Genomic DNA, 16,371 nt, shown 5'->3' on the forward strand with positions numbered 1-16,371 from the left:
TCAACCCAGGAGTCTTTTGCATGAAGATCGAAACCATTGCCGTCCACGGCGGCTACACGCCCGACCCCACCACCAAGTCCGCAGCGGTGCCGCTGTACCAGACCACGGCCTACGCCTTTGACAGCGCCCAGCACGGCGCCGACCTGTTTGACCTGAAAGTGGCCGGCAACATCTACACCCGCATCATGAACCCGACCACCGACGTGCTGGAGCAGCGCGTGGCGGCGCTGGAAGGCGGCGTGGCGGCCCTGGCCATGGCGTCCGGCATGGCGGCCATCACGGCGGCCATCCAGACCATTGCCGAGACCGGCGACAACATCGTCTCGGCCAGCACGCTGTATGGCGGCACCTACAACCTGTTTGCCCACACCTTCCCGCAGCAGGGCATCGAGGTGCGCTTTGCCGACCCGCGCGACCCCGCCAGCTTTGCCAAGCTGATCGATGCCCGCACCAAGGCGGTGTTCTGTGAATCCATCGGCAACCCGCTGGGCAACGTGACCGACATCGCCGCGCTGGCCAAGGTGGCACACGACCATGGCGTGCCGCTGATTGTGGACAACACCGTGCCCAGCCCCTACCTGTGTCGCCCCATTGAGCACGGCGCCGACATCGTGGTGCATGCGCTGACCAAGTACATGAACGGCCACGGCAACAGCATTGGCGGCATCATCGTCGACAGCGGCAAGTTCCCCTGGGCCGAGCACAAGGCGCGCTTCAAGCGCCTGAACGAGCCGGATGTGAGCTACCACGGCGTGGTCTACACCGAGGCGCTGGGCGCCGCCGCCTACATTGGTCGCGCCCGCGTGGTGCCCCTGCGCAACATGGGTGCCGCCATTTCGCCGTTCAACGCCTGGCTGACGCTGCAGGGCATCGAGACCCTGCCGCTGCGCATGGACCGCACCTGCGACAACAGCCTGGCCCTGGCCAAGTTCCTGCAGAGCCACCCCAAGGTGGAATGGGTGCGCTATGCCGGTCTGCCAGACCATCCGGACCACGCACTGGCGCAACGCCAGATGGGCGGGCGGGCTTCGGGCATCTTGAGCTTCGGTCTCAAGAGCAGCGATGCCGACCCCCGGGCCGCCGGCGCACGCTTCCTCGACGCGCTGGACCTGTTCACGCGCCTGGTGAACATTGGCGATGCCAAGTCGCTGGCCACGCACCCGGCCTCCACCACGCACCGCCAGCTCGACGCGGCCGAAATGGCCAAGGCCGGCGTGAGCGAAAACATGGTGCGTCTGTCGGTGGGCATCGAGCACATCGATGACCTGCAGGCGGACCTGGCGCAGGCGCTGGCCAAGGTCTGATGCGCATCCACACGAGGTAAAACGGCATGGCAATCCAGTGGTTCCCCGGTCACATGCACCTGACGCGCAAGGCGATCGAAGAGCGCATCAGGGAGATCGATGTGGTCATCGAGCTGCTGGACGCCCGCCTGCCGGGCTCCAGCGCCAACCCCATGCTGGCCCAGCTCACGGCGGGCAAGCCGGCCCTGAAGGTGCTCAACAAGCAGGACCTGGCCGACCCGGCGCGCACCCAGGAGTGGCTGGCCCATTTCAACGCCCTGCCGGGCACCCGTGCCCTGGGGCTGGACGCCAGCATGGCGACGCCGGCCAAGGCGCTGATCGACGCCTGCTTTGCCCTGGCGCCGCACCGGGGCAGCAGCATGGCCAAGCCCATGCGGGTGCTGATCTGCGGCATTCCCAACGTGGGCAAGTCCACGCTCATCAACACCTTGAAGGGCAAGCGTGCCGCCAAGACCGGCGACGAGGCCGGCGTGACCAAGATCGAGCAGCGCATCGTGTTGCAGGACGCCTTTTACCTGTTTGACACGCCCGGCGTGCTGTGGCCGCGCATCATCGTGGCCAAGAGCGGCTACAACCTGGCCGCCAGCGGCGCCATTGGCAAGAACGCCTTTGACGAAGAAGAGGTGGCCCTGGAACTGCTGGACTACCTGCGCCAGCACTACCCGGCCCAGGTGGAGGCGCGCTACAAGCTCACCGGCGTGGCCGGGCAGACCGACGAGCAACTGCTCGAAGCCATTGGCCGCAAGCGCGGCGCGCTGCAAAGCGGTGGCCGGATCAACCTGCAGAAGGCGGCCGAGGTGGTGATCCACGACTTCCGCGCCGCCGTGATGGGGCGCATGACGCTGGAGACCCCCGCCGAATTCGCCGAATGGCTGGCCCATGGCCAGAAGATGGATGCCGAGCGTCAGGTCAAGAAAGACGCCATCGAGCTGGACCGCGCCATCCGCTTCAAGAAAGTGCCGCGCCCGCCCCGTGTGCAAGCAGCGGACGACGGAATTTCAGACTAAAACGGCCTGAAGCGCCCGTATTTACTGCGCAGACAGCTACGGAAACCATAGCAAAACGGCGACCCGCTCAGAGCGGCTGGGCGTGCTGGAGGACGAAATCGGCAATGGCGTGCAGGTCCTGCAGCGCCAGGCGCGCCGGCTGCGCGGGGTGGGCAGCATCGCCGGCCTCGGGTGGCGTATCGGAGGCAATGCCCACAATGTTGGGCCAGTCGGGCCATAGGGTGGCGCGCTCCTGCGATGCGCGCCAGACCTCGAGCTTGGGAAAGTCGCCCTGCTTGAAGCCTTCGATCAGCACCAGGTCGCAGGGCTGCAGGCGCCCCAGCAGGTATTCCACCGACGGCTCCGGTTCGCCGCGCAACTCGTGCATGAGGGCCCAGCGTTCGTTGCCCAGCAGCACCACTTCGTTGCAGCCCGCTTCGCGCAGGCGGTAGGAGTCCTTGCCGGGGCGGTCGATGTCGATCGACTTGTGGCTGTGCTTGATGAGCGACACGCGCAGGCCGCGCGACGCGAGTTCGGGGACCAGCCGCTCCAGCAGCGTGGTCTTTCCCATGCCGGAGTGACCGGCAATACCAAATACTTTCATGGGGGATCGGTTTCCCGGGCTAGGTCTACAGGGGTGAACACAGGGCCCGGCTCAGGCCGGGGTTCCGACAATAACACTGGACGCCTTGAAAATGGCCGTGGCCGGCTGCCCCACGGCCAGACCCAGGGTGCTTGCGCTCTCGTTGGTGATGACGGCCGCAATGGCGCCACCGCCGGGCAGGTCGATGACCACCTCGGTGTTCACGGCCCCCGTCTGCAGGCGGCTGACGGTGCCCGCCAGCCGGTTGCGCGCCGAGAAGCGGGCGCCCTGCGTGTCGGTCGCAACAATGATGGACGAGGCCTTGATGAGCGCGAACGCTTCCGCGCCCAGCCGCAGCCCCAGGCCTTCGGTGCTCTCGTGCGTCACCGTGGCCACCAGTTTCTGATCGCCCACGATGGCGAGTTCGATCTCATCGTTGACGGCACCGCGCTGCACGGCGGTGACGGTGCCCAGAAACTGGTTGCGCGCACTGGTTTTCATGGTCATTCTCCGGATCAGGAAGTAGTCGTTGGTGACCCCCTCGGCCTGCTGGCTGAGCTGGTCGATGAAACGCCGGTGTTCGGATTCGATCAGCCGGAAATTGTCGACCAGCTGCTGGCCGCGCCGGGTCAGCCGGGTGCCGCCGCCGCCCTTGCCGCCGGTGAGCCGTTCCACCAGCGGCTCGCCGGCCAGGTTGTTCATGCCGTCGATCGCGTCCCACGCGGCCTTGTAGCTCATCTTCATGGCCTTGGCCGCCTGCGTGATGGAGCCGGACGCATGGATGGCGGCCAGCAGGGCAATGCGACCAGGGCCACCCAGGTTTTCGCCGCCGACTGTCATCCACACAGCCCCCCTGAGCGCGATGGCCTTGTCGTCTACGGGTTTCATTTCATGCACCTTTCCACACGTCGAGGGGGAAAGCATACCGAATAGTTTTCGCAGCGTTCGCAGGTCGGCGGGCGCAGACCGGGCTGGCCGCGCTGTAGGCCCAATTCCATGAACAGGAAGTGCTTCCACCGCAGGGCGCGCACATTGAGGTCGTGCAGGGGCGTGAAGTAATGCCGCAGCAGTGTGGAGACCGCCTCGCGCCCGTCCAGACCCAGATCCTCCCAGAGGTGGCGGCTGCCGAAGCAGGCCGCCGCCACGGCCCGCGCCAGCCAGTCGGCGTGCAGCGGATCGGCGCCAGGGCTGCGGTGGGTATGGAGCAGCCGGGCCAGCAGGGCAAAGTCGGGTGGCGTGCGGTGGCCGAGTCGCGCGTGCTGCTGCTCGGAGAGCGGCTTCCCGACGGCGAGATCGGGCAGGCACTGCGCCAGCAGGGCGTGGTGCTCGGGCTGCGCCAGGCCCAGTGTCCAGGCGAACAGCGGGAGTTCACCTTCCTGCGCATTGCGCAGGGTGCCGCCGATGGCCTGGACCATCAGAGCGTAGTGGCCCGACTCGGCTGCGCGCATGACCGGCTCACTCCACGATCTTGCGCACTTCGATGCCTTGCAGCCATTTCACATGGCGTGGCCCGGTGCGGGTGTCCTTGGTGGAAACCAGGGCGATGCGGCCCTCGTCGTCGCCCAGCGCCTTGCCGTCCTTCTCGAAGAACACGATGACGCCGTCACCCAGCGGCGAGTTGAACACCTCGGTCCATGAGAAGACCACCTTGTAGCCGTCGCTGGCCGTGGCAATGATGGCCATCTTCTTGACGTCGTTGTGGCTGTGCGAAACGATGCTGGCCTTTTCCAGGATGTCCCGCAGCAGCACGCCCTTGAGGTGCTCAAGTTGACCGAGGTTGGCGCCGGACTGGCAGACCATGGGGACCTCGCCAACCTGCTGTGGCGGAAATTTCCGCAGGTCGTCCACACGCAAGCTCAGCGGGTGTTCCACGGCGCCCGAAATGGCAATGCTCTCGGTCACGAATTCGGTTGGGTTGGGAATTTCGCCGGTGGTGGCCAGGACCCAGCGGACCAGCTTGGTCGCGTCCTTGGGCGTCACACTGCCGTTGGGCGGCATGAAGGGCAGGGTCGCCAGGCCGTCCTTCATCCAGCCCAGGCCGTTCGGGCCGGTTCCCTTGATGACGTTGTCGACCAGCATAGCCAATGTCTTGGCGTCCTGGCGGCCGGCGTATTTTTCGGCGACCCGTTTGAAGGGCGGGCCGATGCGGGTCTCCAGACCCCGGTGGCAGGCGAGGCAGCCGCTGGTCTGGGCCAGCGCAATCTCGTCCGCGGCGGTGGCGGGTTGGATGGACAGCAGCAGGGCGGCTGCTAGGGTGAGCGAGCAGGTGATGCGGGTGGCAAGGCGGTTGGAGGCCATGGTGGGTTGTTTCCTTGTGGTGGTGGGGATCAGAATTGGTAGCGCAGCGTGCCGAACCACATGCGTCCGGGGCTGGGGAAGCCGTCGGCCAGCTGGTAGTTCTTGTCTTCCAGGTTGGTGACGCCGAATTCGGCGCTCACGTCCTTGCGCACCCGGTAGGTGGCGGTGAGGTTGAGGGTGGTGAAGTCGGGCAGCTCGACGGTGTTGGACGACCAGCGGCTGCTGTTGTATTCGGCGAACGCCAGGATTTCCAGCGAACCGGTGGGCCGGTAGAGCACCTGGGCCGTCAGCTTCTGGCGGGGTATGTCGGTGATGCGCACGGTCGGGTCGCTGACGTTCTCCAGTTCCATGTAGGTGTAGTTACCACCCACTTCCAGCTGGGCGTTGACCGCGGTGTTCAGGCTCAGTTCAACGCCGCTGGTGCGCACCTTGCCCACGTTCTGCATCTGGCATTTGAAGGTGCTGCTGCAGCTGGTTCCGATGGCGCCGACGTAGACCGACTGGATCTTGTCGCTGGTGTCGGCGTAGAAAACGGCCGCCTGTGCCTTGGCGTCCGCCCACGGCGCGCCCTGATAACCCACTTCGTAGCTGATGGAGCGTTCGGTTCCCAGGTTGGGATTCTCAATGTAGCTGCCCAGCCGCTGGGAGTAGCGGTCCTTGAGGGTGGGCAGGCGCGACTTCTGCGCGACCGTGGTGTACAGGCGGGCGTTGGGCGAGTAGTCGTAGTACAGGCCAGCCTGTGCATTGGTGGCGGCCTTGGTGTCGGGCAGCGCATAGGCATTGCTGCTGTTGTACACCGACAGCGGGCGCAGCATGTGGCGGGCCACGCCCACGGACAGCGCCAGTGCGTGGTTCAGGGCGATGGTGTCTTCGGCGCCCAGCGAGATCTGGGCGTCCCGGATGTTGGCGTTGGTGGCACCGGTGGCATCGGTCTCGGTGTGCAGGTCTTCCTTGTAATGCGCAATGGTGCGCACGGTGTGGGCGTTCCAGCGCAGGGATTCCAGCTCCAGCGACGCGCCGGTGACCGCATCGTCGTACAGGCTGCGCCCCGTGCCGACGCTGCCCGAGCCACTGGTCTTCAGGGTGCTGTAGCTGGCATCGGTGTAGGAGTCCGTTTCATTGGCATAGGTGTCGCGGTAGACGCGGGCCTTGAGGGTTTCGGCGCTGCCGATCAGGGTCTTGGTGACGATGGCCACGCCGCTGGTGTTCCAGTAGGGCCATTGCCAGTAGCGGGCGGCGGCAGGGATGGTGGAGGGCGGTTGGCCCTTGGTGCCCTGCTGGTTGTAGTAGCTCAGGGTGTACTCGTCGGCGGCGTTGGGCGTGAGCCCTAGCTTGAACGAACCCTTGCTATCCTTGCGGTAGGCGTTTTCGCGCTGGCCGCCGTTTTCGGTGGCGGTGGGCTTGAAGTCGGCCGAGAGCGGGAAGGAGTCACTCTGCAGATAGCTCGCACCCGCCTGGAAGTACCAGCTGTCCTGGTTGGAGCCGACGTTGATGCTCGCTTGGCGTTCGTTGCCGGACGCGAAGCCCACGCTGGCATCGCCTTCGAAGCGTGTCTTGGGCTTGCGTGAAATCAGGTTGATGGCGCCGCCCATGGCGTTGGGGCCGTACAGCACCGAGCTGAAGCCCTTGGCTACCTGGATGGCGGCCAGATCGGCCGTGGTGAACCGGTTGAAGTCCACATAGCCGTCGTAGGGGACGTACAGGGGAATGCCGTCCATGAACAGCGGCACCTGGCGCGCATCGAAGCCGCGCACGTAAATGACTTTTTCGTTGCGCGAGTTGTTGGACACAGTCACGCCGGAGAGCAGGTTGAGGGCGTCGCCGATGTTGTCGCGGTGGTTGCGGCGCATGTCTTCGGCGGCGAGCGCGGAAGACACCTGGTCCTCGCCAATCTCGCCCATCTGGGCGCGCGTTCCCAGCACCGTGATGGTTTCCAGCTGTGGGGTTTTTTTCTCGTCCGTGTCGGCGGCTTGCGCCGCCGGCAGGGAGCCCGCTGCCAGGGCAAGGCACAGCAGCATTTTTCTTCGGGCCCGGTTGTTTGGCCTGGGGTGTTGGCGTATCGGCATAGCAGGTGTCCTGTGGAAGGTTGGAAAAGGGGGTTGCCATTCGCTATATATAAGTCAATATAACGATGGGCAAAATTTTTTAAGCTGGCATGGCCTCCCGGGCGAGGGCCCCGAGGTCTTGCGCGGTGTCCTGGATGACTCCATCGCGCAGGTGCAGCACGTGCTCGCCAAACGCCGCCACGTCGTCCGGGTCGTGCGTGATCAGCACCATGGGCACGTTCAGCTGGCGTTGCAGGCGGTCGAGCTCGCCGCGCATGCGCCCGCGCAGGGCGGGGTCCAGCGCGGCGAAGGGCTCGTCGAGCAGCAGCGCACGCGGATGCGGCACCAGGGCGCGCGCCAGGGCGGTGCGCTGGCGCTGGCCGCCCGACAGCTGCGCCGGGTATTGGTGCGCCACGGCCTGCAGCTCGAAGGCCTGCAGCCAGTAGTCCACCGCCGGATCGGTCACCCGCGTGCGCGGGTTGAGCCAGCCGCGCCGGGCGCCGAAGGCCACGTTCTGGCGCACCGTCAGGTGGGGAAACAGGGCGTAGTCCTGGAACAGATAGGCCATCTGGCGCCGCTGCGCGGGCAGGTTGGTGCCGGTGGCGCTGTTAAACAGGGTCTGGCCACCGAGCTGGATGCATCCGGCGTCGGGCGTCAGCAGGCCGGCCATGGCCCTGAGCGTCAGGCTCTTGCCCGCGCCCGAGGGGCCGTAGATTACCAGCCGCTGGCAGGTGGACTGGAAGCGCACCCGCAGGTCAAACGTGCGGTGGCCGGCGCGCAGGGTTTTCTGGATGTCGATGTTGAACTGCATGGGCGTTTGCCTCAGGGGTGCGCGGTGCGCCCGGGTGCCAGCTTGCCGGCTGTCAGCAGCACGGCCATGCAGGTGAGGGAGGTGATGAGTACCAGCAGGTTGGCGGTGTCGTCCTGGCCGGCCTGCACGGCTTCATAGACAGCCACCGAGAGGGTCTGCGTCCGGCCCGGAATGCTGCCGGCCACCATCAGCGTGGCGCCAAACTCGCCCATGCCGCGCGCAAAGGCCAGCAGCAGGCCCGCCAGAATGCCGCGCCAGGCCAGCGGCAGCGTGATGCGGAAGAACACCCCCACGTTACCCACCCCCAGCACCCGCGCGGCCTGCTCCAGCTGGGTGTCCACCGCCTCAAAGGCCGCCCGCGCCGACTTGAAGACCAGCGGGAACGCCACCACCGTGGCGGCAATGACGGCGCCCTGCCAGGTGAAGATCAGGGTGATGCCGAAGTGGTCTTGCAGCCAGGCGCCCACCACGCCCTTGCGTCCCAGCAGCACCAGCAGGTAGTAGCCCAACACGGTGGGCGGCATCACCATGGGCAGGGTCAGCACGGCGTCGAGCACGTCGCGCCCGGCAAACCGGCCGCGTGCCAGAGCGTAGCCGGCGCCCACGCCCAGCACCAGGTTCAGGGCGGTGGCCCAGAACGCCACTTTCAGTGACAGGCTCAGGGCGATCCAGGCGGCGTCCATGGCGTCGGGTCGGAGGGGCTCAGGGCTTCAGGAAACCGTACTGACCCAGCAGGGCTTGCCCGGTGGCCGACAGCGTGAAGTCGATGAACTGGCGGGCCATCTCGCCGTGCGGCCGGTTGGCAATGGCGGCAATGGGGTAGCGGATGGCGGTTTCGGTGGGCACGGTGGCCACCACGCGCACCTTGGTCTTCTGGATGGCCGCGTCGGTGTTGTAGACGAATCCGGCATCCACCTCGCCGCGCACCACGTAGTCCAGGCCTTGGCGTACCGATTGCGCGTAGATGGCCTTGGGCTCCACGGCAGACCAGAGCTTGGCCTGCTCCAGCGCGTGCCGGGTGTAGCGCCCCACCGGCACGCTGGCCGGGTTGCCCACGGCGACGCGCTTGACGGCGGCCTGTGCCAGGTCGGCCACGGTGGAAACGGCCAGGGTGCTGTCGGCCGGCACGATGAGCACCAGGCTGTTGCCGACAAAGTCCTTGCGCGTGCCGGCGGCCAGCAGCTGCTGCGCCTGCGCCAGGTCCATGGCCTCCTGGTCGGCCGAGGCGAACACGTCGACCGGCGCGCCCTTGGCAATTTGCTGCACCAGGGCGTCCGAGGCGGCAAAGTTGAACAGCACCTTGGTGCCGGGGTGCTGTGCCTCGAAGGCGGGGCCCAGCGCCTTGAAAGCATTGGTCAGGCTGGCGGCGGCCGAAACGATCAGTTCTTCCGCGCTGGCCGAACCGATGGCAAGGCTGAGAGCGAGGACGGCGAAAGCGCGTTTGCCAAAGGACGGTTGCATGAAGAAAACCCTTGTTTGAGGTGCGTAGTATATATTTTTATATAACGGTTATGGTGAAGAAGGCTGGTTACTGAAATTCACGATAAAAACGCGCATTTGGCCGCTTAGAATATGCGCAGACAGCTATGAAAAACATAGCAATTGACGCGTTGCAAACCACAGGGACCACCCATGACCAGCAGGCGAATCGTGTTCATAGAGGGGCATCCGGACCCGGAGCAGGGCCATCTGTGCCAGACCCTGGCCGACGCCTACGCCGAAGGGGCGCAGCGGGCAGGCCATACGGTGCGCCGCGTGCAGGTGGCCCAGCTGGACTTCCCGCTGCTGCGCAGCCAGGAAGACTGGGAGCACGGTGTGCTGCCGCCCTGCCTGCAGCAGGCCCAGGCCGACATTGCCTGGGCGCAGCACCTGGTGCTGGTCTTTCCGTTGTGGCTGGGTGACATGCCCGCCGTGCTCAAGGGTTTTCTGGAACAGGTGGCGCGACCGGGCTTTGCCTTTAAGGCCCAGGGCAGCAACCCCATGGGCCGCAAGGGACTCACCGGCCGCTCGGCCCGCGTGGTGGTCACCATGGGCATGCCGGCCCTGCTGTACCGCTGGTATTTCCGGGCCCACAGCATCAAGTCGCTGGTGCGCAATATTCTGGGCTTTGTCGGCATTGCACCGGTGAAGGAAACCTACATTGGCCAGGTCGACAAGCTTGGCCCGGACGGCGTGCGCCAGTGGTGCGACAAGCTGCGGGCGCTGGGCGCCGCAGGCCGCTGACCGCCAGTCCTCACGCCTGCCGTGTGGCAGCGGGGGCCGTGGCGGCCTGCCGCCGGTACTCGCCCGGCACGCTGCCGGTCCAGCGCTTGAACGCCCGGTAGAACGCACTGGCGTCCGAGAAGTGCAGCAGCACGGCAACCTGCCCCAGGCTCAGCATGGGGTCGTTCAGGTAGTCCAGCGCCAGGGCGTGGCGCACTTCGTCCAGTGTGGCCAGAAAGCTGGTGCCCTCCTGGGACAGGCGCTGTTGCAGCACCCGGGGCGAAACGCCCAGCACGTCGGCCACCGGTTCCTTCTGTGCCAGGCCCTGCGCCAGCATCTGCTGCAGCACGGCGGCTACCCGGGTCTTGAAGCTGGCGGTATTCTCCAGCGAGGCCAGGTGCTGGCGCGCCAGCGCCTCGTGCAGGCGGCACAGTTCGGGGTTGCGTGCGGGCAGCAGGGTATCGAGCAGGGCGGTGGGCAGGCCCAGGCCGCTGAAGGTGCTCTGGAACTCCACCGCGCAGCCCAGCACGTCCTGGTACACCGCAGGCGGGCTGATGGCGGCATGGGTCATGCAGATGCGCTGGGGCGAAAACGCCGGCCCCAGAATCCAGCGCAGCAGGCGCACCGAACACGACAGCACGGCTTCGGCCTGCATGGGCGCAAAGCTCAGACGGTCTTCCACCGGGTGGTAGACCAGCCAGGCCAGCCCGTTCTGTTCCACCAGCTGCAGGCGGGCGCCATCGCTCACCAGCCGCTGGAAACGCTGCATGTGGCCGAACGCTTCGCGCAGGGTGGTGCTGGAGACCAGTGTGTAGGCCACCACGTTGAAGGACGTGGGCTCAATGGACAGCCCCATGTGCAGGCCAAATGCCGTGTCGCCGGTCAGCTCGGCGGCGGCGCGCCACAACCGCACCACGGCGTCCAGCGGCAGGCGTGCCAGCGGGTCGGCCGGCATCACGGCAATGCCGGCGCGCGCCAGCAGGTCGGCCGGGTTGGCGCCGCCTTGCTGCGCCGCCGCAACAATGGCCTGCACCCAGCCGATGCCCACGGTCTTGTCGGTCGATTGATTGGCCTGGTTCATCCGTTCGGGATTAAAAAGACAAGGGGCGCTGCTCGTGCGGACAATGCCGCGGGGCTGGCGCCTGCCTAAGATGGCGCCAGAATGGTAACCCAACAAGAAAGCGAGACAAGCCATGCAACAGTACCGCAGTGAGGTGCTCATCGTGGGCGGCGGCATTGCCGGTATCACTACCGCGCTAGAGCTGCTCGACAGCGGCAAGACGGTGCTGCTGCTGGAGCGGGACCAGCCGGAGGTGTTCGGCGGTTTGGCCCGCGAGAGCTTTGGCGGCATGTTCTTTGTTGACTCGCCCGAGCAGCGGCGTCTGGGCATGCGCGACTCCACGGAGCTGGCGCTGCGCGACTGGTGCAGCTTTGCCGAGTTCGGTCCGGATGACCACTGGCCCCGCGCGTGGGCCGAAGCCTATGTGCACCGCTGCACGCCGGATGTGCGCAATTGGGTTCACCGGCATGGCGTGCGGTTCTTTCCGGTGGTGAACTGGGTGGAGCGTGGCGAGTTCCGTCCGGGCAACTCCTTGCCGCGGTTCCACATGGTCTGGGGCACGGGCAAGGCACTGGCAGAGCAGCTGATGGCGGCCCTGCGCAGCCACCCCAACGCCGGCCGGCTCACCCTGCAGTTTGGCCAGCGCGTGGAGCGGGTGCTGGTGGAAAACGGCACGGTCTGTGGCGTACAGGGCTGTGCAGAGGGCAGCGGCATTCCCTTCGAAGCCCGCGCCGAGCAGGTGGTGGTGGCCACCGGCGGCATCAACGGCAGCCTGGACATGGTGCGCCAGCACTGGCATGCCGACTGGGGCCGCCCGCCCGAGACCCTTCTCAACGGCTCGCACCGCTTTGCCGACGGCACGCTGCACACGGCAGTGGCCAACGTGGGTGGCAGGCTCACCCACCTTGACAAGATGTGGAACTACGCCGCCGGCGTGCACCACCCGCGCCCGCGCAAGCCCAACCACGGCCTGTCCCTGGTGCCGTCGCGCTCGGCCCTGTGGCTCAACTGGCGCGGCGAGCGCATGGGGCCACAGCCCCTGGTGTCGGGCTTTGACACCCGCCGCTTGGTGACCGACATCTGCGCCCAGGAAAAAGCGTATTCGTGGCAGGTGATGAACCACCGCATTGCCCTCAAGGAGCTGGCCATTTCGGGCGCCGAATTCAACCCGTCGCTGCGCGACAAGAAGGTGTTTGGCTTCCTGCGCGACGTGCTGCTGGGCAACCGCTGGCTGGTCAACGACATGCTGACCCACTGCAAGGACTTCGTGGTGGCCCAAAGCCTGCCCGAACTGGTGGAGAAAATGAACGCATTGCAGGGCGACACTGCGGTGCAGCTGGACGCGGTGAGCGACGCAGTGTCCAGCTACGACGCCACCATTGCCCGCGGCGACAAGTACATGAACGACGAGCAGTTGCGCCGCATCGCCGCGCTGCGGCAGTACCGGGGCGACAAGGTGCGCCTGTGCAAGTTCCAGCCCATCAACGACGCCAAGGCGCTGCCGCTGATCGCCATCCGCGAATTCATCACCAGCCGCAAGAGCCTGGGCGGCATCCAGACCGATCTGCACAGCCGCGTGCTCAGCACCGGTAACGAACCCATACCGGGGCTGTATGCGGTGGGCGAAGCGGCCGGCTTTGGCGGCGGCGGCGTGCACGGCCTGCGCGCACTGGAAGGCACCTTCCTGGGCGGCTGCATCCTGTCGGCACGCATGGCGGCGCAGGCCATTGCCCAAGCGGTTTGACGATAGATACATAAATACAGAAGGAGACATATCCATGACCAACGGAGCACAAGCACTGGTGCGCACCCTGATCGACGCCGGCGTGACGGCCTGCTTTACCAACCCCGGCACCTCGGAGATGCACTTTGTCGCCGCGCTGGATTCGGCGCCCGAGATGCGGGCCGTGCTGACCCTGTTCGAGGGCGTGGCCACCGGCGCGGCCGACGGTTACGCCCGCATGGCCGGCAAGCCGGCCGCCACCTTGCTGCACCTGGGCTGCGGCCTGGGCAACGGCCTGGCCAACCTGCACAACGCCCGCAAGGCCCGCGTGCCCATCGTCAACATCGTCGGCGACCACGCCACCACCCATGTGCAGTACGACGCGCAGTTGCAGTCCGACATCGAGACCGTGGCCCGCAATGTGTCGCCGTGGGTGCGCACCTCGGCCAGCACGCAGGCGCTGTGCCGCGACGCGGTGGACGCGGTGGCGGCCGCCACGGCAACGCCTGCCGCCGTGGCCACCCTGATCTTGCCGGCGGACGTGTCCTGGGGCGAGGGGGCCGAGCCCGCGGCGCCCCCGGTGCAGGCCGTTGCGCCCGTGGCATCCGCCGAGACCCTTGCCGCGGTTGCCCAGGCGCTGACCGGTGGTGGCAAGACGGCCATTCTCCTGGGCGGCAAGGCGTTGCGTGAGCCGGCACTGCTGCTGGCATCGCGTATTTCCGGGGCAACGGGGGCGATTCTGCATGCCGAGGTCTTCCCGACCCGCATGGAGCGCGGCGCGGGCCTGCCCTACGTGGAGCGGCTGGCCTACCTGGCCGAACTGGCTTCGGTGCAACTGGCCGGGCTGGAGCACCTGATCCTGGTGGATGCCAAGGCCCCGGTGTCGTTCTTTGCCTACCCCGGCAAGAAGAGCTATCTGGTGCCCGAGGGCTGCAAGGTCCACACCTTGGCGGGGCTAGACCAGGACGCGCTGGGCAGCCTGCAGGCGCTGGCGGCCGTGTTGCGGGCGCAGGATGTGCTGCCCGCGCTGCTGGAGCCCGCGGTGCCCAAGCGCCCCAGTGGCGCGCTGACGGCCGACAAAGTGTGCCAGGCGGTGGCCGCGGTTCTGCCCGAGCGGGCCATTGTCTCGGACGAGGCGCAGACCTCGGGCGTTACCCTGTCCAAGCACACCGCGCAGGCACCCCGGCACGACCTGCTGACCCTGACCGGCGGCGCCATCGGCCAGGGGCTGCCGGTGGCCGTGGGCGCGGCCATTGCCTGCCCGGACCGCCAGGTGTTTGCGCTGGTGGGTGATGGCTCGGCCATGTACACCATCCAGGCCCTGTGGACGATGGCGCGCGAGCAGCTCAATGTCATCACCATTGTGTTCAACAACCGCTCGTACGCCATCCTCAACATGGAACTGGAGCGCGTGGGGGCCGACACGGTGGGGCCCATCGCCAGGTCGCAGCTCGACCTCTCGACACCGCCGCTGGACTTTGTTGCGCTGGGCAACGGGCTGGGCGTGCACTCCGTGCGCGCCGCCACCTGCGAGCAGCTCAACACCGCCCTGGACTTTGCGCTGGCGCATGCCGGCCCGCACCTGATCGAGGTGATCGTGCCCAACGCGTTTTCCGGCCTGAAGCTCAAAGCCCTGCCGCATGTGCTGGGCGCCCTGGAAAAACTGCCGCAGCCGGTGGCCAAAATACTCAAGCAGAAAATTTCGCCTTGAGCCCGTTTTTGCCCCGGGAACCGCACCGGCTACAGTAGCTGGAACTTTTTTCGCGCCCGTTCGTTGAACGGGGTTCCAGCCATGCGAAACCACCGTGACCTCGACGAGACCGAATGCATCACGCGCGCGCAGCGGGGTGAGGTGGCGGCGTTCACGGAACTGGTGGCGCGCTACCAGGACCGCATCTACCGCTTTCTGGTGCGGCTGACCCGTTCGCAGGACGATGCGCTGGACCTGACGCAGGAGACGTTCCTGCGCGCGTTCCAGGGCTTGCCGGGCTGGCGGCCGGACGCACGCTTCACCACCTGGCTGTTTCGCATTGCGCGCAACCTGGCGTTTGACCTGTTGCGGCGCCACAAAACCGTGGAATTCGTGGCCCTGGAAGACGACGCCGATGCCCCGGACCCGACCCCCGGGCCCGATGCCGCGCTGGAAACGGCGCAGCGCCTGCGCCTGCTGGACGCCGCCTTGCTGCGCCTGCCCGCCGAGCACCGCGAGATTGTGTTGCTGCGGGAAATCGAGGACCTGTCGTACGACGACATTGCCGCGGTGCTGGATATCAACCTCGGCACGGTCAAGTCGCGCCTGGCGCGGGCGCGCCGTACCCTGATCGACACCGTACCGAACGGACTGGAGGATTTGCCATGACCTGCCCCCCCTATGAAGAATTGTCGGCCTACGCCGACCACGGGCTCAAGCCCCGTGCCCAGGCGCGGCTGGCCGCGCATGTGCAGGGCTGTCCCCGTTGCCAGCAACAGCTCCAGGCGTTGCAGGCGCTGCACCAGAGTCTGCAAGCACTGCCGTCGCCGGCGCTGGGGTTTGATCTGGGCGCGCGCCTGAACGACCAACTGCTGGCGGGGCTGGGCCGCAACCGCACGCCCCCCCGCCCGGTCTGGGTCGGCTGGAGCAGCTGGGCACCGGCGGGGCTGGCGGTGCTGGCCATGGCCTCGGGTGTCTGGCTGGGCGGTCTGCTGGTGGGGGGCAGTGCCATCAGCGCGCCGCGCGCCACGATGGCACGGGTGTTTGACCCGGTGCCGCCCGGTGGCCTGTGCGCGATTGCCGAATTGTGCCGTGTATCGAAAGGAATGCCATGAACCGCACGCTTACCCGATGGCTGCTGGCCGTCTCGCTGTCACTCAACATCGGCATCATTGGTGCGGTGGTCTTCCGCCAGGCACTGCCCTGGGTGCCGCCGGCCGCCGCGCCGGCGCCCCATTTGAACCTGCCGGATGAACTGCAATTGAGCGCCGAACAACGCCAGCGCTGGCAGCAGCTGGAGCCGGCGTTCCTGCGCGACCTGGCGGCCAACTGGAGTGAAATCCGCCGCCACCGCGAGGCACTGGTGCGGGCCATTTTTGCCGCCGCGCCGCAGCGGGCAGACATCGACGCGGAGCAGACGCGGATCGCCGCCCTGCAGGATGCCCAGCAGCAGCGGGTGATTACCCAGCTGCTGGCTGAGCGGGAGGTGCTCAACGCCAAGCAGCGGGCCCGGCTGATGGAACTGCTCCTGGGGCGCTACGCGCAGGAGGCCACCGAGGAAGAGCTGCTGCACCGGGATTGATGTGCGGATCACCGCCGTCGCGGCCAGCGGGAAAAAATAAAAGGAACATTCTCAGTGCATGTTCGTTAAGACAAGCAAGGTCCGGCA

General features: G+C 66.8%; 17 protein-coding genes. 8 read left to right on the forward strand and 9 right to left on the reverse strand.

Annotated features, from left to right (window positions below):
* Window positions 1–20 precede the first annotated feature (20 nt).
* Both AC1Q5W_RS04395 and ylqF read left to right on the forward strand, forming a co-directional pair.
* The gene (locus AC1Q5W_RS04395) at window positions 21–1,304 is read left to right on the forward strand and encodes an O-acetylhomoserine aminocarboxypropyltransferase/cysteine synthase family protein (protein WP_492643673.1); all 1,284 of its coding nucleotides are present in this window, start codon (window positions 21–23) and stop codon (window positions 1,302–1,304) included.
* Window positions 1,305–1,330: 26 nt separating this feature from the next.
* Window positions 1,331–2,311 carry a ribosome biogenesis GTPase YlqF gene (ylqF, locus tag AC1Q5W_RS04400; RefSeq protein WP_492643672.1) on the forward strand — a complete coding sequence of 327 codons (981 nt, stop codon included), beginning with the start codon at window positions 1,331–1,333 and terminating at the stop codon, window positions 2,309–2,311.
* A 67-nt stretch (window positions 2,312–2,378) separates the two neighbouring features.
* On the opposite strand, the gene mobB is transcribed toward ylqF, so the two are convergent.
* From mobB to modA, 8 genes are all read right to left on the reverse strand, one after another.
* Window positions 2,379–2,894: a molybdopterin-guanine dinucleotide biosynthesis protein B gene (mobB, locus tag AC1Q5W_RS04405; RefSeq protein WP_492643671.1), complete on the reverse strand. Its 516-nt coding sequence runs from the start codon at window positions 2,892–2,894 to the stop codon at window positions 2,379–2,381.
* Window positions 2,895–2,945: 51 nt separating this feature from the next.
* Entirely contained in the window at window positions 2,946–3,761 is an 816-nt protein-coding gene (locus tag AC1Q5W_RS04410) for a TOBE domain-containing protein (protein ID WP_492643670.1), read from the reverse strand.
* Window positions 3,758–4,321, reverse strand: coding sequence for a nitrogen fixation protein NifQ (locus AC1Q5W_RS04415; RefSeq protein WP_492643669.1), 564 nt, complete (start codon window positions 4,319–4,321; stop codon window positions 3,758–3,760). Before AC1Q5W_RS04415 ends, AC1Q5W_RS04410 begins: the two co-directional genes overlap by 4 nt.
* A gap of 7 nt (window positions 4,322–4,328) precedes the next feature.
* On the reverse strand, window positions 4,329–5,171 hold the full coding sequence (locus tag AC1Q5W_RS04420) for a molybdopterin-dependent oxidoreductase (RefSeq protein WP_492643668.1): 843 nt from the start codon (window positions 5,169–5,171) through the stop codon (window positions 4,329–4,331).
* 29 nt (window positions 5,172–5,200) lie between these two features.
* Window positions 5,201–7,237, reverse strand: a complete 2,037-nt coding sequence (locus tag AC1Q5W_RS04425) for a TonB-dependent receptor plug domain-containing protein (protein ID WP_492704086.1) — start codon at window positions 7,235–7,237, stop codon at window positions 5,201–5,203.
* Window positions 7,238–7,316: 79 nt separating this feature from the next.
* Window positions 7,317–8,027, reverse strand: coding sequence for an ABC transporter ATP-binding protein (locus AC1Q5W_RS04430; protein WP_492643666.1), 711 nt, complete (start codon window positions 8,025–8,027; stop codon window positions 7,317–7,319).
* Window positions 8,028–8,038: 11 nt separating this feature from the next.
* Entirely contained in the window at window positions 8,039–8,710 is a 672-nt protein-coding gene (gene modB / locus AC1Q5W_RS04435; RefSeq protein ID WP_492643665.1) for a molybdate ABC transporter permease subunit, read from the reverse strand.
* A gap of 19 nt (window positions 8,711–8,729) precedes the next feature.
* Window positions 8,730–9,488 carry a molybdate ABC transporter substrate-binding protein gene (gene modA / locus AC1Q5W_RS04440; RefSeq protein ID WP_492643664.1) on the reverse strand — a complete coding sequence of 253 codons (759 nt, stop codon included), beginning with the start codon at window positions 9,486–9,488 and terminating at the stop codon, window positions 8,730–8,732.
* A gap of 171 nt (window positions 9,489–9,659) precedes the next feature.
* Between modA and AC1Q5W_RS04445 the strand changes: the two genes are divergently transcribed.
* Entirely contained in the window at window positions 9,660–10,250 is a 591-nt protein-coding gene (locus tag AC1Q5W_RS04445) for an NAD(P)H-dependent oxidoreductase (RefSeq protein WP_492643663.1), read from the forward strand.
* Window positions 10,251–10,260: 10 nt separating this feature from the next.
* Here the strand turns inward: AC1Q5W_RS04445 and AC1Q5W_RS04450 are convergent, their stop codons facing one another.
* Window positions 10,261–11,310: an AraC family transcriptional regulator gene (locus AC1Q5W_RS04450; RefSeq protein WP_492643662.1), complete on the reverse strand. Its 1,050-nt coding sequence runs from the start codon at window positions 11,308–11,310 to the stop codon at window positions 10,261–10,263.
* A 112-nt stretch (window positions 11,311–11,422) separates the two neighbouring features.
* Here AC1Q5W_RS04450 and AC1Q5W_RS04455 point away from each other — a divergent pair, with 112 nt between their 5' ends.
* The 5 genes from AC1Q5W_RS04455 (at window position 11,423) to AC1Q5W_RS04475 (ending at window position 16,284) form a co-directional block, all read left to right on the forward strand.
* Entirely contained in the window at window positions 11,423–13,033 is a 1,611-nt protein-coding gene (locus AC1Q5W_RS04455) for an FAD-binding dehydrogenase (RefSeq protein WP_492643661.1), read from the forward strand.
* 34 nt (window positions 13,034–13,067) lie between these two features.
* Window positions 13,068–14,723, forward strand: a complete 1,656-nt coding sequence (locus tag AC1Q5W_RS04460) for an acetolactate synthase large subunit (protein ID WP_492643660.1) — start codon at window positions 13,068–13,070, stop codon at window positions 14,721–14,723.
* A gap of 81 nt (window positions 14,724–14,804) precedes the next feature.
* The gene (locus tag AC1Q5W_RS04465; protein WP_492643659.1) at window positions 14,805–15,371 is read left to right on the forward strand and encodes a sigma-70 family RNA polymerase sigma factor; all 567 of its coding nucleotides are present in this window, start codon (window positions 14,805–14,807) and stop codon (window positions 15,369–15,371) included.
* Entirely contained in the window at window positions 15,368–15,817 is a 450-nt protein-coding gene (locus AC1Q5W_RS04470) for an anti-sigma factor family protein (RefSeq protein WP_492643658.1), read from the forward strand. The genes AC1Q5W_RS04465 and AC1Q5W_RS04470 overlap by 4 nt, the downstream gene beginning before the upstream one ends.
* A complete protein-coding gene (locus tag AC1Q5W_RS04475; RefSeq protein WP_492643657.1) occupies window positions 15,814–16,284 on the forward strand; it encodes a Spy/CpxP family protein refolding chaperone in 471 nt (156 codons plus the stop codon). The genes AC1Q5W_RS04470 and AC1Q5W_RS04475 overlap by 4 nt, the downstream gene beginning before the upstream one ends.
* Window positions 16,285–16,371 lie beyond the last annotated feature (87 nt).

Source organism: Rhodoferax sp. MLSD5-FHT05B10, from assembly GCF_058793415.1.

Excerpts from the sequence above, each read along its gene's own strand:
- AC1Q5W_RS04475 (WP_492643657.1), top strand. The coding sequence starts at position 15,814 with ATGAACCGCACGCTTACCCGATGGCTGCTGGCCGTCTCGCTGTCACTC.
- AC1Q5W_RS04425 (WP_492704086.1), bottom strand. The coding sequence starts at position 7,237 with ATGCCGATACGCCAACACCCCAGGCCAAACAACCGGGCCCGAAGAAAA.
- AC1Q5W_RS04410 (WP_492643670.1), bottom strand. The coding sequence starts at position 3,761 with ATGAAACCCGTAGACGACAAGGCCATCGCGCTCAGGGGGGCTGTGTGG.
- AC1Q5W_RS04455 (WP_492643661.1), top strand. The coding sequence starts at position 11,423 with ATGCAACAGTACCGCAGTGAGGTGCTCATCGTGGGCGGCGGCATTGCC.
- AC1Q5W_RS04470 (WP_492643658.1), top strand. The coding sequence starts at position 15,368 with ATGACCTGCCCCCCCTATGAAGAATTGTCGGCCTACGCCGACCACGGG.
- AC1Q5W_RS04460 (WP_492643660.1), top strand. The coding sequence starts at position 13,068 with ATGACCAACGGAGCACAAGCACTGGTGCGCACCCTGATCGACGCCGGC.
- AC1Q5W_RS04420 (WP_492643668.1), bottom strand. The coding sequence starts at position 5,171 with ATGGCCTCCAACCGCCTTGCCACCCGCATCACCTGCTCGCTCACCCTA.
- modA (WP_492643664.1), bottom strand. The coding sequence starts at position 9,488 with ATGCAACCGTCCTTTGGCAAACGCGCTTTCGCCGTCCTCGCTCTCAGC.
- AC1Q5W_RS04465 (WP_492643659.1), top strand. The coding sequence starts at position 14,805 with ATGCGAAACCACCGTGACCTCGACGAGACCGAATGCATCACGCGCGCG.
- modB (WP_492643665.1), bottom strand. The coding sequence starts at position 8,710 with ATGGACGCCGCCTGGATCGCCCTGAGCCTGTCACTGAAAGTGGCGTTC.
- ylqF (WP_492643672.1), top strand. The coding sequence starts at position 1,331 with ATGGCAATCCAGTGGTTCCCCGGTCACATGCACCTGACGCGCAAGGCG.
- AC1Q5W_RS04430 (WP_492643666.1), bottom strand. The coding sequence starts at position 8,027 with ATGCAGTTCAACATCGACATCCAGAAAACCCTGCGCGCCGGCCACCGC.
- mobB (WP_492643671.1), bottom strand. The coding sequence starts at position 2,894 with ATGAAAGTATTTGGTATTGCCGGTCACTCCGGCATGGGAAAGACCACG.
- AC1Q5W_RS04395 (WP_492643673.1), top strand. The coding sequence starts at position 21 with ATGAAGATCGAAACCATTGCCGTCCACGGCGGCTACACGCCCGACCCC.
- AC1Q5W_RS04415 (WP_492643669.1), bottom strand. The coding sequence starts at position 4,321 with ATGCGCGCAGCCGAGTCGGGCCACTACGCTCTGATGGTCCAGGCCATC.
- AC1Q5W_RS04445 (WP_492643663.1), top strand. The coding sequence starts at position 9,660 with ATGACCAGCAGGCGAATCGTGTTCATAGAGGGGCATCCGGACCCGGAG.
- AC1Q5W_RS04450 (WP_492643662.1), bottom strand. The coding sequence starts at position 11,310 with ATGAACCAGGCCAATCAATCGACCGACAAGACCGTGGGCATCGGCTGG.